This is a genomic window from Imperialibacter roseus (assembly GCF_032999765.1).
Taxonomy (GTDB): domain Bacteria; phylum Bacteroidota; class Bacteroidia; order Cytophagales; family Cyclobacteriaceae; genus Imperialibacter; species Imperialibacter roseus.
Window position 1 is genome coordinate 6,404,596 of the sequence record NZ_CP136051.1, and the last position, 13,826, is coordinate 6,418,421.

The 13,826-nt window shown below is 45.1% G+C and carries 17 protein-coding genes; 7 read left to right on the forward strand and 10 right to left on the reverse strand.

Annotation, left to right across the window (positions count from 1 at the left end; translation table 11 throughout):
• Nucleotides 1-6 precede the first annotated feature (6 nt).
• Genes RT717_RS26990 through RT717_RS27020 form a run of 7 tightly spaced genes read right to left on the reverse strand, consistent with a single transcriptional unit; the run spans nucleotide 7 to nucleotide 6,567 of the window.
• Entirely contained in the window at nucleotides 7-219 is a 213-nt protein-coding gene (locus tag RT717_RS26990) for a hypothetical protein (protein ID WP_317489427.1), read from the reverse strand.
• Nucleotides 216-1,766, reverse strand: coding sequence for a glutamate--tRNA ligase (gltX, locus tag RT717_RS26995; RefSeq protein WP_317489428.1), 1,551 nt, complete (start codon nucleotides 1,764-1,766; stop codon nucleotides 216-218). Before gltX ends, RT717_RS26990 begins: the two co-directional genes overlap by 4 nt.
• Nucleotides 1,763-2,224: a hypothetical protein gene (locus RT717_RS27000; protein ID WP_317489429.1), complete on the reverse strand. Its 462-nt coding sequence runs from the start codon at nucleotides 2,222-2,224 to the stop codon at nucleotides 1,763-1,765. Before RT717_RS27000 ends, gltX begins: the two co-directional genes overlap by 4 nt.
• Nucleotides 2,221-2,604 (reverse strand): RidA family protein, encoded by a 384-nt coding sequence (locus RT717_RS27005; protein ID WP_317489430.1) that lies wholly within the window; start codon nucleotides 2,602-2,604, stop codon nucleotides 2,221-2,223. The genes RT717_RS27000 and RT717_RS27005 overlap by 4 nt, the downstream gene beginning before the upstream one ends.
• Before the next feature lie 2 nt (nucleotides 2,605-2,606).
• A complete protein-coding gene (glmS, locus tag RT717_RS27010; protein WP_317489431.1) occupies nucleotides 2,607-4,457 on the reverse strand; it encodes a glutamine--fructose-6-phosphate transaminase (isomerizing) in 1,851 nt (616 codons plus the stop codon).
• 3 nt (nucleotides 4,458-4,460) lie between these two features.
• Nucleotides 4,461-5,771: a DUF4270 family protein gene (locus tag RT717_RS27015; protein ID WP_317489432.1), complete on the reverse strand. Its 1,311-nt coding sequence runs from the start codon at nucleotides 5,769-5,771 to the stop codon at nucleotides 4,461-4,463.
• Entirely contained in the window at nucleotides 5,755-6,567 is an 813-nt protein-coding gene (locus tag RT717_RS27020; RefSeq protein WP_151996255.1) for a glycogen/starch synthase, read from the reverse strand. Before RT717_RS27020 ends, RT717_RS27015 begins: the two co-directional genes overlap by 17 nt.
• A 128-nt stretch (nucleotides 6,568-6,695) precedes the next feature.
• On the opposite strand from RT717_RS27020, the gene panC reads away from it, so the two are divergent.
• From panC to RT717_RS27055, 7 genes are all read left to right on the forward strand, one after another.
• Complete coding sequence (gene panC, locus RT717_RS27025; protein WP_317489433.1) at nucleotides 6,696-7,553, forward strand: pantoate--beta-alanine ligase; 858 nt, start codon at nucleotides 6,696-6,698, stop codon at nucleotides 7,551-7,553.
• A 4-nt stretch (nucleotides 7,554-7,557) separates the two neighbouring features.
• Nucleotides 7,558-7,908 (forward strand): aspartate 1-decarboxylase, encoded by a 351-nt coding sequence (gene panD / locus RT717_RS27030; RefSeq protein WP_317489434.1) that lies wholly within the window; start codon nucleotides 7,558-7,560, stop codon nucleotides 7,906-7,908.
• Nucleotides 7,905-8,930 carry a lysylphosphatidylglycerol synthase transmembrane domain-containing protein gene (locus RT717_RS27035; protein WP_317489435.1) on the forward strand — a complete coding sequence of 342 codons (1,026 nt, stop codon included), beginning with the start codon at nucleotides 7,905-7,907 and terminating at the stop codon, nucleotides 8,928-8,930. Before panD ends, RT717_RS27035 begins: the two co-directional genes overlap by 4 nt.
• The gene (gene rfaE2, locus RT717_RS27040; protein ID WP_394854112.1) at nucleotides 8,887-9,378 is read left to right on the forward strand and encodes a D-glycero-beta-D-manno-heptose 1-phosphate adenylyltransferase; all 492 of its coding nucleotides are present in this window, start codon (nucleotides 8,887-8,889) and stop codon (nucleotides 9,376-9,378) included. The genes RT717_RS27035 and rfaE2 overlap by 44 nt, the downstream gene beginning before the upstream one ends.
• On the forward strand, nucleotides 9,378-10,067 hold the full coding sequence (locus RT717_RS27045) for a zinc metallopeptidase (RefSeq protein WP_317492393.1): 690 nt from the start codon (nucleotides 9,378-9,380) through the stop codon (nucleotides 10,065-10,067). Before rfaE2 ends, RT717_RS27045 begins: the two co-directional genes overlap by 1 nt.
• Nucleotides 10,068-10,161: 94 nt before the next feature.
• Nucleotides 10,162-11,304, forward strand: coding sequence for an acyl-CoA dehydrogenase (locus tag RT717_RS27050; RefSeq protein ID WP_317492394.1), 1,143 nt, complete (start codon nucleotides 10,162-10,164; stop codon nucleotides 11,302-11,304).
• Nucleotides 11,305-11,425: 121 nt separating this feature from the next.
• Nucleotides 11,426-12,346 (forward strand): helix-turn-helix domain-containing protein, encoded by a 921-nt coding sequence (locus RT717_RS27055; RefSeq protein WP_317489436.1) that lies wholly within the window; start codon nucleotides 11,426-11,428, stop codon nucleotides 12,344-12,346.
• Here RT717_RS27055 and RT717_RS27060 read toward each other — a convergent pair.
• From RT717_RS27060 to RT717_RS27070, 3 genes are all read right to left on the reverse strand, one after another.
• The gene (locus tag RT717_RS27060) at nucleotides 12,332-13,099 is read right to left on the reverse strand and encodes a geranylgeranylglyceryl/heptaprenylglyceryl phosphate synthase (protein WP_317489437.1); all 768 of its coding nucleotides are present in this window, start codon (nucleotides 13,097-13,099) and stop codon (nucleotides 12,332-12,334) included. The genes RT717_RS27055 and RT717_RS27060 overlap by 15 nt on opposite strands.
• A gap of 120 nt (nucleotides 13,100-13,219) precedes the next feature.
• Complete coding sequence (locus RT717_RS27065) at nucleotides 13,220-13,450, reverse strand: hypothetical protein (protein ID WP_317489438.1); 231 nt, start codon at nucleotides 13,448-13,450, stop codon at nucleotides 13,220-13,222.
• Entirely contained in the window at nucleotides 13,443-13,823 is a 381-nt protein-coding gene (locus tag RT717_RS27070) for a phage holin family protein (RefSeq protein WP_317489439.1), read from the reverse strand. Before RT717_RS27070 ends, RT717_RS27065 begins: the two co-directional genes overlap by 8 nt.
• Nucleotides 13,824-13,826: the final 3 nt, after the last annotated feature.

Sequence of the window (13,826 nt, forward strand, 5' to 3'; positions counted from 1 at the left end):
CCATGACTAGTCTTCGTCTTTGCTTGTTTTCTTTTTTATTTCTTCGATATCTTCCCTGTCACGTAGTTTCTTGTCATCTACGTTTTTATTGAGAAACTCGTTGATCTTATCAATTTGAAGGTTGGAGGAGATTTCCCCAAACGTATCTATGCTTATTTCGAAGCCACTAAGGTCTTTGGCTACTTTAGGCTTCTTTTTTTCGGTTTCTTTCTTGCTCATGCTTGTGTGCTTTGTCCTCCTAATATAACGATAGCTGAGTCAATTCGTTTAGCAGTTTCTTTGGCGCCAAGTATTTCTATGATGGCCATGAGGTCGGGCCCGCCGCCTTGTCCGGTAATTGACAACCTTAGTGGCTGCATATATTTGCCCATTTTCAACTCTTTGGCAACAAAGAAATTTTCTATCGTGTCATGAGCAGTGGTGGCCGTAACCGAATCTTCAAGTTGGGAAATACGTTTCGATAAGTCGTGAAGAACCGCTGCCACGTCTGGGTTCCACTTCTTTTCAACAACTTGCTGGTCGTAGGCGGTTGGAGCTTCAAAAAAGAACCTGCCCTGTTCCCATAGTTCCTGTGGAAAAGAGACTCTCTCTCTTAGCACTTCACAAATCCTGATTGTGTTTTCTGAGGATGCCTTTAAACCGGCTTTTTCCAGGTCTTTTTCCAAATAAACAGCCAGCTCCTCTGCTGATTTGCTTTTTATATAATGCTGGTTGAACCAGTTGGCCTTGTCGATGTCGAATTTGGCTCCGGCCTTGCTTATGCGCTCAATGGAGAACTCCTGGATAAGTTCTTCCATGCTGAATATTTCCTTTTCGGTGCCAGGGCTCCAGCCCAACAAAGCCAGAAAGTTAATCATTGTTTCCGGCAGGTAGCCTTTTTCCCTAAACCCCTGAGAAAGCTCTCCCGACACCGGGTCTGTCCAGTTGAGTGGAAAAATAGGGAAGCCAGCTTTGTCGGCGTCCCTCTTGCTCAGTTTGCCGTTGCCGTCTGGTTTCAGAAGCAGAGGCAGGTGAGCAAACTGCGGCATGGTGTCTTCCCACCCAAAGTACCTGTACATCAGCACATGTAGGGGTGCCGAGGGCAGCCATTCTTCGCCTCTGATTACATGAGTAATCTTCATGAGGTGATCGTCGACGATATTGGCCAGGTGGTAGGTAGGCATGCCGTCCGACTTCAGCAATATTTTATCATCCAGCACAGACGAATGCACAACAACCCAACCTCTTATGAGGTCATGAAACCGAATGTCTTCTTTGCGAGGCACCATCAAACGAACTACATACGGATCTCCATTGGCAAGCCTCGCCTTCACCTCAGCTTCCGGTAGGGTGAGGGAGTTCTGCATCGTGTTGCGGGTCACGGCGTTGTACTGCTGATTGGCTACCTTGGCAGCTTTCAGCTTCTCCCGCATAGCGTCAAGTTCCTCCGAGGTGTCGAAGGCATAGTAGGCCTTTCCTTCGTCGATTAGCTGCTGGGCATACTGCGCATAGATATCTTTCCTTTCAGATTGCCTGTAGGGGGCGTGAGGGCCTCCGGTTAATGGGCCTTCGTCTATCTCTATACCCACCCACTTTAGTGATTCCAAAATATATGCTTCGGCACCTGGCACAAACCTAGACTGGTCGGTGTCTTCTATGCGCAAAAGCATGGTGCCGTTGCTCTTTCTGGCGAAGAGGTAGTTATAAAGAGCGGTTCTTACACCTCCAATGTGAAGGGCTCCTGTGGGGCTTGGAGCAAAACGAACCCTGACTTCTGAATTGTTCATGTTAACTTATCAAGTACTCGGTGTAGTGCTTTTTGTGTTTGTTTCAAATGGACGTCAAAGTTAGCCAATGCTATCAGATAATTGGCAATGCATCCTGCCAAAGAAAGGCAACCGTAGAGGTAATTTTTAGCTGGCCCCAGGAAAATAAGCGTAAGCAGAAAAGTCAATAGACACCAGAAAACAAGGAAGAATCTGGTGCTGGGAAAAAGGCGATACTTTACCTGAATCAGTGAGCCTGTCGAAGTCTGATCGACAACACCCTCCGCCAGTGGAATGAAATTTTGAGGCTTGGCTACGTTAACGGAAACCCGGAATGAGTCTTGGCAGACAAGGCCCGTAAATGCAAAGTCTTTTCCGGCGCTTGCCTCGGATTTAGTCTCCGTTTTTAAAAGAGCGATGATGTTGGCGGCTTTGGCCGATGAAACAATAGTCTCTCTTTCAAAAGGGACTAACCTCATGCATCAATACCCGCAATAAGGGATATCTCAACCAGGGCGTCTTTGGGCAACCTCGCCACTTCAACGGTTTCACGTGCCGGGGGCTCACTCTTGAAATAGCCTCCATAAATCTCATTGACCACGGGAAAGTCGTTCATGTCTTTGATAAAGATGGAACACTTTAGCACCTCTGCAAAGGAAAGACCCTCTTCCAAAAGGATAGCTTTAAGGTTTTCCATGACCAATTTGGTTTGCGACTTAATATCACCCGACTCAAACTGACCCGTAGCAGGGTTGATAGCCACTTGACCTGATACCAGCACAAGGTTGCCGTATCTTACAGCCTGGCTGTAAGGCCCGATAGGGGCAGGAGCATTTTTAGTGTATACTATTTTCTTCATGCTTATTCAACAGTTACTGACTTGGCAAGGTTTCGTGGCTGATCTACATTACATCCTCTCATCACCGCAATGTGATACGAAAGCAATTGAAGAGGAATAACCGACACCAATGGCATAAGTGCTTCGGAAGTGTGGGGAACCTCAATCACAAAGTCTGCTATTTGGTTGATGGTTTCTTCTCCTTCGGTAACAATAGCAATTACTTTTCCTTTTCGTGCCTTCACTTCTTGAATGTTGGACACTACTTTTTCGTAGGAAGAATCCCTGGTGGCAATAAACACCACGGGCATTTCCTCGTCAATCAAGGCAATAGGGCCATGCTTCATCTCCGCTGCAGGATACCCTTCCGCATGAATGTAGGAGATTTCCTTCAATTTGAGCGCCCCTTCAAGCGCCACGGGGAAATTGTAGCCCCGGCCCAAATAAATGAAGTTTCTGGCATCTTTGAAACGTGCCGATATTTCTTTGATTTGATCGTTAACGTCCAGCGCTTTTTTTATTTTCGCAGGTATGCTTTCAAGCTCCACGAGTAACTCGTGGTATTTGCTCTCCGTAATGGTTCCTTTGCGATGAGCTATCCGCAACGCCATCATGATAAGAACCGTCAGCTGAGCAGTGAAGGCTTTGGTACTTGCAACACCTATCTCAGGGCCAGCGTGCAAATAGGCTCCTTCGTGCGTTATTCTCGAAATGGAAGACCCTACGGCGTTAACCACTCCAAGAATAATGGCTCCTTTGGATTTGGCCAATTCAAGGGCGGCTAGTGTATCGGCTGTTTCACCAGACTGCGAGATAGCAATCACAATATCCCCTTCGTTAATGATCGGGTTCCTGTAACGGAATTCTGACGCATACTCAACCTCTACCGGGATGCGGCAAAAATCTTCAATAATGTATTCAGCAACGAGCCCTGCGTGCCACGAAGTGCCGCAAGCCACAATCACTATTCTTTGGGCATTAGTGAGTGCATTAGCATACTCATGAATACCTCCCAGCACCAGTTTGCCTTCGTTGGCCTTTAAACGGCCCCTCATACAGTCGGCGATGCTGTTGGGCTGTTCAAATATCTCCTTAAGCATGAAATGCTCATATCCACCTTTTTCGATGGCCTCAAGATTGAGGTCAAGCTCATGCACCTGAGGAGTTTGTTCTACATCCTCAAGACTCTTTATTGTCATTTGATTGCCACTGATGACAGCCATTTCTTCGTCCTTCAAATACACCACCTTCTTGGTGTATTCTACGATCGGTGTTGCATCAGAGGCAAGGAAGAAAGAGCCATCATCCTCTTTAATACCAATAACAAGGGGGCTGCCCTTTCTGGCCGCAATAAGTGTGTCGGGGTTGTCTTTGGCGATTACTACAATAGCGTAGGCACCTACCACTCTGGTCAGAGCAAGCCTTACGCCTTCCTCGAGAGAGCAATCTTCAGACGTAATAATATAGTCGATAAAAGACGCCAGCACTTCTGTGTCAGTCTGGCTCTCAAATGTGTATCCCTTTTTTTGAAGCTCTGTTTTTATTGCTGCGTAATTTTCAATAATGCCGTTGTGCACTAGTGAAAGTCTGCCATTGTGCGACCTGTGGGGGTGGGCATTGATATCACTGGGCTCACCATGAGTGGCCCAGCGAGTGTGGCCGATGCCAACGCCAGATTTGGGGCTTTTACCGTCAATGAGGTTTTCAAGCTCTTTGACCTTGCCTTGTTTCTTGTATATCTTGATATCAGAGACGGAATTGTCGTATAAGGCAACTCCTGCACTGTCGTAACCTCTGTATTCAAGTCTTTTAAGGCCCTTAATGAGAATTGGCAATGCTTGCTCTTTTCCCTTGTAGGCAACTATTCCACACATAGCTTATTGTAATCTCGTATAATAAATTTTTAGCTGGATGCTGTCTTTGGGCACAACGAATCTGCTCAAGCTCGTTACATCATTGCCTCCAGGATAAATGATCAGGTCGTTGGTATTAAATATGCTGTCACGTAACCCCTGAAAGAAAAAAGTCGGCGTTCCGCTGTACGACCTTGAGGCTGAGTCGTATAATGGGAGCAGGGCACGAGGCGAACTGGGATTGCCGTAGCTGACATCGGTCAGGACAACATGATTGGCGATTCTGGAAGCCAGTCCAATATTTGCCCCAATTATTTTATTCGTACTATCAGCAAATATATACATAAAGCTATTTGGTGGCATGATTCGATAGTCTACCGAAGTCAATTCATCAATAGCACCGAGCCTTATCTCAGCACGGTTGACGATAATATTTCCCAAAGAATCCACAAACTTTCTGAACGGTCTGAGAGAAAGCTTCGTGTAAATGCCTGTTCCTCCCTGAAGATACATATCGCCTGAAGGAGGAATAAACTCATCACTTCTCTTTACGAGTGTCTCCAGTTCGGTGCCAGTCCTGTCCGCAATTATGCCGTTGTATCTTGTGGCGTTAAAGTTCAGTGTATAAACCAATGAATCTGCGCCGTCAGGCACGTGGTAATGAACATTCACTTTGGAGTTCTCGGGATGGAATCCAAAAATAAGGGTATTGTCTTTCCCTGGAATCAGGGCGAATCCCTTTATCTGATTTTCCAGTTCAGAAGCTGATGTTCCATCTCTAACGATACTAAAGAAGTTACTGGCCCATGCGGGAGTTGCCTTTATCCTTATTACTGTGTCTCTTGATGGAGAGTAAAAGAATTTTTTGGAGGCAGCCGGCGTACGTGACAAGTACTCGGTTGAATCATCCGAATAATAGCTAACCCCGGAATACAGCGTGTCGGATAGCTGGTAAACATTAATGGTTTGAAAAACACTGGTATATTCTCCATACAGGTAGCTCAATTCAAAATCAAACATGATAGAGTCAACTACGCCCTTGTCGTTGATGGCAACAAGCTCGCCGTTTCTCGTTACCTGAGAAAAAGACTTGGCGGTAATGTCTCCAAAGAATGGGTCTTTAAACCTCCCAACAAGTAACCTTGAGTCGTTGGTGGTATTTAGACTATCAAAAAGAATAACAGAAGATGGAAGAGTAAATACCTCTTCGTAAACACCTACATTATTTTCGTTTGGATTAAGCTCCAACCCTACTTCACTTGGGCTTTCACACCCAAAAAGCATTAGGGCTGCTCCAAAGAGCAACCCTGATGCAGTCCTACCCTGCAAGTTCATTATATAGATTGTAGTGTCTGTCTAAAAAGTTCTCGTCATTTTCGATAACGTTGAATTTCTTTTCTTTGGATAATTCGTTGGTTAAATTATTCAGGCTCTCACTTTCTTCTTCTTCTGCTCTGATAACAGCGTCCGAGTATTCGATACCCATCTTAATAAAACCTTCGTAATCTGCTGACTTAAGCGGATTCAACATACTGTCCTCGATATCAATCATTTTCACCTTTTCAAGCAGGTTATCACCAAACTTGAAAGAGAAAGCGTTATCGTATATCGTCAAGACACACTTAGCCGTCTGAAAGATGGGATCGTTCTTGTAAGTAGTTTTTACATACAACGGAATCAGGCTTGTCATCCAGTCGTTGCAGTGGATAATGTCTGGCGCCCAACCCAATTTCTTAACGGTTTCGAGCACACCCTTGCAGAAGAAAATAGCTCTTTCATCATTATCGCTATAGAATTTATCTTCTTTATCGTGAAACACAGACTTTCTGTGGAAGTAATCTTCATTATCGATGAAGTATACCTGTAATTTAGCGTTAGGGATAGAAGCAACCTTAATAACAAGAGGCTTTTCCTCATCTCCCACGGCAATGTTAATGCCGGACAATCTTACTACTTCATGCAGTCTGTTTTTTCGCTCGTTGATCAACCCAAAACGTGGAACAAGAATTCTGATCTCCATGCCTCTTTCCTGCATCGCCTGCGGCAGTCTTCTTACGAATTCTGCTACCTGAGTTGTCTGGAGAAAGGGATTGATTTCGCTGGCTACGTATAGAATGCGAAGTTTTGCCATAAGAGTATTGATTTATATTTGACGGAACAAAACGAGGCACAAAAGTACAAAAAAATAACGTGCTTTCCATACATATTCCCTTTTATAACTTAGTTTTGCTGCCCTTTAGCTCACTCATAATCAGTGCTGTGGAGATAGTAACGTCCCCCTTAGAATGTCGAAAAAAGATACTTTCTCTAACCTTGGAGGGGAAAAATATAGGGTTTGTTCCGACCATGGGGGCACTGCATCAGGGACATCTGGAATTGGTCCGGCAGGCAAGGTCGTTTTGCGATTTTGTGGTGGTTAGCATCTTTGTAAACCGGACACAGTTCAACAGCAAGGAGGACTTCGAGAAATACCCGAAGACCTTCGATAACGACGTTGCGAAATTGAGACTGTCAGGCTGCGATATCGTTTTTGCTCCCACAGATAGTGATATGTACCCTGGCACTCCTGAAGTGAAAATAACTTTCCCTCGCTTCCAAAAATCTATGGAGGGGCACTACCGCCCGGGTCATTTTGAGGGGGTCGCTCTTATCGTTTCGAAGCTGCTGCATGCGGTGCCTGCCCAAAAGGCTTTTTTCGGCAGAAAGGATTGGCAACAGGTGCTTATTATCAAACAGCTGGTCAAAGATCTTCACTTCGACACAGAAATTATTTCGGTGCCAACAGTGAGAGAGCCAGATGGATTGGCTATGTCTTCCCGGAATCAACGTTTGAGCGAGACGGAACGATCATTGGCTGTGATTTTCAGTAAAAGCCTGTATATGGCAAAGGAAAAACTTCTGGGGGGAGATAGTATTGAGGAAACGGTTTCTTCAGTCAGACAAGCATTTGATCGCATGCCGGAGGTAAGACTGGAATACTTTGAAATAGGGAATCGTGAAACTTTAGAGCCTGTACAAACTGTTGAAAGCAATACGCCCGTTTCGCTATTCATCGCAGGGTATGTGGGCGACGTTCGATTGATTGATAATATCTTCCTTCAGGAAGAAACTGAATAAGAAAATGCAGATTGAAATTCTTAAGTCAAAAATTCACCGAGTTCGAATTACTCAGGCAGAGCTTCACTATGTGGGCAGTATCACCATCGATGAGGACCTGATGAAGGCAGCCAACCTTATTGAGAATGAGAAAGTGCAGATCGTCAATATTAACAATGGTGAACGGCTTGAAACCTATGTCATTAAAGGGAAAGCCGGAAGTGGGGAGATTTGCCTCAATGGCCCCGCAGCCCGAAAGGCACAGGTAGGCGACATCGTAATAATCATTTCCTACTGTCACATGGATTTTGAGGAGGCAAAAACCTTTAAGCCCACACTCATCTTCCCTACCGACAATAACAAACTAATCAGTTGAGAAAAACCATCACCAGTGTTGCCCGATACGTTTTAACCCTTGCCCTTGCCTTCGCCCTCCTTTGGTGGCTTTTTAAGGATATTGACCTGGATGACTTCATGGCACGGCTTAGCAAAGTAGAATATGGCTGGGTGTACCTGTCTATTGGTATATCGTTTTTTGGTTATTGGATAAGGGCCTACAGATGGAACTTGCTGTTTAAATCCCTTGATGTATCGGTTAGTACATTCAGGCTGTTTTTGGCTGTCATGGTAGGCTATATGGCCAACATGGCCTTTCCCAGGATGGGGGAGGTTAGCCGGTGTGCTATCCTCAGACGAACAGACAACATCCCGATGTCTACCTCCATTGGCACAGTGGTTACAGAGAGGGGAGTTGATCTAATCTCTCTCTTATCGGTGCTGGCCGGGGCTATGCTTGTCGAGTTCGGGAAAATTTCATCTCTGTTAGGCGACATGATGGGCCGCCTTTGGTCCGGGCTTTCGGTGAGTCAGCTAACCATCACCATTGGAGTTATTGCTGCTGCGATTGTTCTCATCTACTTGCTGATCAAAAGGTTTCAAAAAATGCCGGCCTTCGCAAAGCTCAAGGAATTCCTCGTCAACCTGGGTCATGGTATCGGCAGCATAACTAAACTCAAGTCTCCTGCTCTTTTTATTCTCAGTACCGTGGCCATGTGGTTGAGTTACTTTTTCATGTCTTATGTAATCGTCTTTTCTATGGAGGAGACTGCCTGGCTTGACTTAAAGGCAGGTCTTGTGCTATTGGCCATGGGCGGAATTGGCATGGCTATGCCAGTTCAGGGTGGAATTGGCACATATCATGCCTTTGTGGCAGGAATTTTACTGTGGTATGGCATCGGAGAGCAAACAGGCGTATTTTTTGCTACACTGCTTCATACGTCTCAGGTTGTAACCATCCTCGTGTTGGGAGGGGTATCGATTCTTGTGGCAGTGCTATTACCAGTAAAGAACCAAATTGAAAACAGCGTCGAAAATCCAGGATCGGAAGGCGGCCAGTAGCCAGGTTGCTAGTTGGCATGCCGAAGGGCTTTCAGTGGTGTTTACCAATGGATGCTTCGACATTCTGCACCTGGGCCATGTCGATTATCTTGAAAGGGCGAAAGAACTGGGTGACAAGCTGGTAGTGGCGCTGAATACTGATGCTTCGGTTCAGCGACTGAAAGGGCCCGAAAGGCCTATCGTGAATGAGGCATCCAGGGCCAGGGTAATGGCCGCTCTCGGGTTCGTTGATCTGGTGGTTTTTTTTGACGAGGAAACGCCGAAAGAGCTGATCGAAGCCCTTCAACCAAATATTTTAGTGAAAGGCGGTGACTACACTGTTGAAACTATTGTGGGTGCCGATTTTGTTTTGAAACACGGTGGAAAAGTTATTCCGCTCCCATTGATAGATGGGTATTCTACTACTACATTTGTGAATAAAATTAAGCTAAACGATAAAAACTTATGATGCTTCTTCTGATTGGTGTTGTTTTTATGATCATCAGCTGGTCGGTGAGTAACAAGCTGAAAAATAAATTTAAAAAGTACTCCCAGGTTGGGCTAGCCTCTAACCTTAGTGGCCGTGAAATTGCCGAAAAAATGCTGGCAGATCATGGTATATATGATGTGAAAGTTGTTTCGGTTGAAGGTCAGTTGACGGATCATTACAATCCGGCCAATAAAACCGTCAACCTGAGTCCAGAGGTATACCACGGCAGGTCTGCCGCTGCGGCTGCCGTAGCTGCCCACGAATGTGGCCATGCAGTGCAACACGCTACGGCCTATAGCTTCCTTGAGTTCAGATCGGCCATGGTGCCAGTGCAGAACGTTACTGCCAGGGTAATGAACATTATGTTCATGGCGATGTTGTTCGGAGCCTTTTTCATGAAGGGATTTGCTGAAACAGGTCTGCTGATAATTATTGGTTGCTATTTTGTATTTACCCTTTTTGCTTTCGTTACATTGCCTGTTGAGTTTGACGCAAGTAGCAGAGCCCTGGCGTGGATTGACCGGAAAGGCATAGTAACCTCGAAGGAACATGAAATGGCCAAAGATGCTTTGAAATGGGCTGCAATGACTTATGTGGTGGCTGCATTGTCGGCACTGGTTACGCTGTTTTACTTTATTCTTTCCTACCTGGGCATGAGCAGAGACTAACAAAATATTTTAAAGAAATGATGGGGACTTGGGCGTGGCTCAAGTCCTTTTTTGTTTATTTTTAGCTCATTCAATAACCCGCACATAACTTATGATGAAATTTGACTTGACTGAAGAGCAGCTGGCAGTAAGAGATGCCGCAAGAGATTTTGCACAGAATGAATTGCTTCCCGGGGTAATTGAGAGGGATGAGCATCAAAAATTTCCGGCTGAGCAGGTCAAAATGATGGGGGAGCTGGGGTTCATGGGCATGATGGTGGATCCAAAGTATGGCGGGAGCGGTATGGACACTGTGTCCTATGTGCTGGCCATGGAGGAGATATCGAAAGTGGATGCTTCAGCCTCCGTTTGCATGTCGGTGAACAATTCACTTGTGTGCTGGGGCCTCGAAAAATACGGGAGCGAGGAGCAGAAGCAGAAATACCTTACAAGATTAGCCAAGGGTGAGATCATCGGGGCATTTTGCCTGTCAGAGCCGGAAGCTGGTTCCGATGCCACCTCGCAACGAACCACTGCTGAGGACAAGGGCGACTACTACCTGCTTAACGGAACAAAGAACTGGATCACGAATGGAAACAGTGCATCTGTATACATTGTGATGGCGCAAACCGATGCTTCCAAGGCCCACAAAGGAATCAATGCGTTGATAGTGGAAAAGGGCATGGATGGCTTTGTTGTTGGGAAAAAGGAAAATAAGCTGGGCATCAGAGGATCCGATACCCATTCGCTGATGTTTCAGGATGTGAAGGTGCCAAAGGCAAATAGGATAGGCGACGATGGATTTGGCTTTTCATTTGCCATGAGCACGCTTAACGGCGGTAGAATTGGCATAGCTTCCCAGGCGCTCGGAATTGCCTCCGGGGCGATGGAGCTGTCAATTGCCTATGCGAAAGAACGCAAAGCTTTTGGGAAAAGCATCGCTGAGCACCAGGCCATTCAGTTCAAACTTGCTGACATGGCTACTGAAATTGAAGCTGCCAGGTTGCTTTGTCTCAGGGCGGCGCAATTAAAAGATCAGAAGGCAGATTTTAGTCAGGCAAGTGCGATGGCCAAACTTTTTGCATCCGATGTAGCTATGAAGACGACGGTGGAAGCAGTGCAGATTCATGGCGGTTACGGTTACGTGAAAGAGTACCATGTGGAGCGGCTTATGAGGGACGCAAAAATCACGCAGATTTACGAAGGGACGTCAGAAATTCAGAAAATTGTAATTTCCAGAGGGTTGCTCAAAAAATGAGTTCCTTTTTAATTCATATTTGAGCTAGGTATTTTGTTATTAAATCATATTTGTATTAGTTTTATACAAATTCATTGTTAATTTTTTCTATTGCCACCCGCTCTCGCAAATTGTAAGATTCATGGAAGAGTATAATAAAATTATTGAATCTCTTAGTATCAGATTTATTAAGGCACGCCACACCAATGTAATTCAATCTGTTACAGTAGAGAATTTTTATGACGTTGAAAACACCATTTTTTTGGTTCACAAGGGGGTTTTGAAGTTTGGTAAGGACAAAGAAGAGGTGAATGCCGGCGAGGTGCTTTTCGTGCCGGGCGGTAAAATGGCGTCTATTACTTATGGCTCAGGAAAGGCCATCAGCTTGTCTAATGACGACTTTTTGAACAACAAAGAGAAGTACCTGGAGAGCGTGAAGGGTTATAGCCAGGAGGAAGAAACGAGAGATAATTTTAGCTACATCACTTTCGAAGCAAAAGTATTTGACACAGTCAACTTTTTTGCTTCACTTGACATACCGCCGTTTGTGATGAAAGACCCTATGATGGGTGCTTTGATCCAGGACATTGTTGTTGAGCACTTTTCCGGAAAGCTGGGCAGGGATAGAATTGTGAAGCTTGAAACGGATAGATTGGTGGTGCAGGCCATCAGATATATCATTCAACACAACCTGTATGTGGAGCAGCTGGCTACCAATAGCAATTACTTCAAGGATCCTCGCCTGATAGATATCTTTGCCTATATCAAGGATAATCTGGGTGACGACCTTTCCAATAAGATTTTGGCCAATGTTGCCAATGTTTCGGAGGATTATGTGGGGCAGTACTTCAAAATGCTGACCGGCATTAACCCGCAGGACTACATCGAGTACCAGCGAATGGAAAAGGCAGTTAACCTTTTGCGAACCTCAAAGAAAAGCATTAGAGAAATAGGTAAGGATGTGGGATATAAAGACACGGCGTATTTTTGCCGTCGTTTCAAAATGATGTTTGGAATCCCTGCAGGTAAAATGCGAAGGAGAGAGTCTTTAATTAATGTTTAAAGGCTTTTGATTGAGGTGATGAATTCTTTCCGATACTTCAATCAATAGATTTGGGTTTTCCTCCACACTGTTGCCCAGAATAAGCATGTCGGCTCCAGCCTGAAGGGCCTGTATGGCCAAATGAACCGAGCTGATTCCCCCACCGACGATTAAAGGCACATTAATATTTTTCTTGACGGCAGTAATTACTTTGGGTGGAATAGGTGCCTCTGCCCCGCTGCCAGCGTCCATATAAATTATTTGTAAACCGAGCATTTCGCCGGCCATTGCTGTAGAAACAGCGATGCTTACCTTGTCCGTGGGAATGGGCGTGGTGTTGCTGATGTAGCTCGCAGCCGTAGCATGGCCGCTGTTCACCAGCATATACCCCACTGGTATTACTTCAAGGTGTGTTCTTTTTAAAATGGGTGCAGCTATCACATGCTGGCCTATCAGATACTCCGGGTTCCTTCCTGAGATCAAAGAAAGAAAAAGAATGGCGTCGGCATTGGAGTCTATTTGATAGTAGTTGCCTGGAAAAATGATCACCGGAATGCTGGAATTCGCTTTGATGAGCTGGATGATCTGGCTAAAATTATTCTTGGTCATCAGGCTGCCACCCACAAGAATATAGTCAACCTTATTTTCTACACACATGTTAATCACCCTGAGGCAAGCGCTGTTGTCCGACACCTTGTCAGGGTCAATTAATATGCCCAGGGAACGTTTACCTTCGTTGCTCTTCTGTGTCAGTTGACTCAGTAGGTGGTTCATTCGTCAGTATTCTTTTTTGAATATAATTTAAGCCAAATTGAAGTAAAACTCCCCAAAGAGCCGCCATGCTTTTATTGAGTGTCAATTTTAAAAATGATTTTGGCGGTTTTTCAACTAGTTCTACAGGCTGGTCAGGGCTTTTTTTTTAAGATTCTCTGTTCTGGAAGAGGATGTGATAAGTCTGGCTACCTGGTAGCCTGCAAAAAGGACGCCGCCAATAATCAGCCCGGTTTTCAGTGCCCGGGATACATTTTGCTCAACAGAGTCGGTTCCGGTTTGGAGTTTCTTTTTTGCCTTTCGCTCCATCTCCTCAAGTTGTTCCTTCCGTTTGGTAATTGCCGCTTTACTCATCTTCTTCAATTGATTTTTCTGTGAGGGCCTCCTTCTCTTTCATCGCTTTGGTGATCTGATTTTCAACAGCGTCCTTCAATTTGCCGGATTGGAGCAGATACACGAAAAAAAGCAACGCAAGAAGATAGAAGCACGTAACTGCGCCATACCCAAGGTAGGCACTGCTCCAAAGATAGTTTAAAAAAGTGCTCAGCGTAATACTTCCAAAAAACAGGAAGAACATAAACACCGTGAGAATCAGAAACAGAGCTATCAGCTGAGCGAGAATTCCGGAGAGCTCTTCGATCATATTGAGTTTGACAAGCTCTATTTTTATCCGCACATATTCAGTGACGGAATCTATCAATTCATCTATTTTCAAAAACTTTGACAAAAA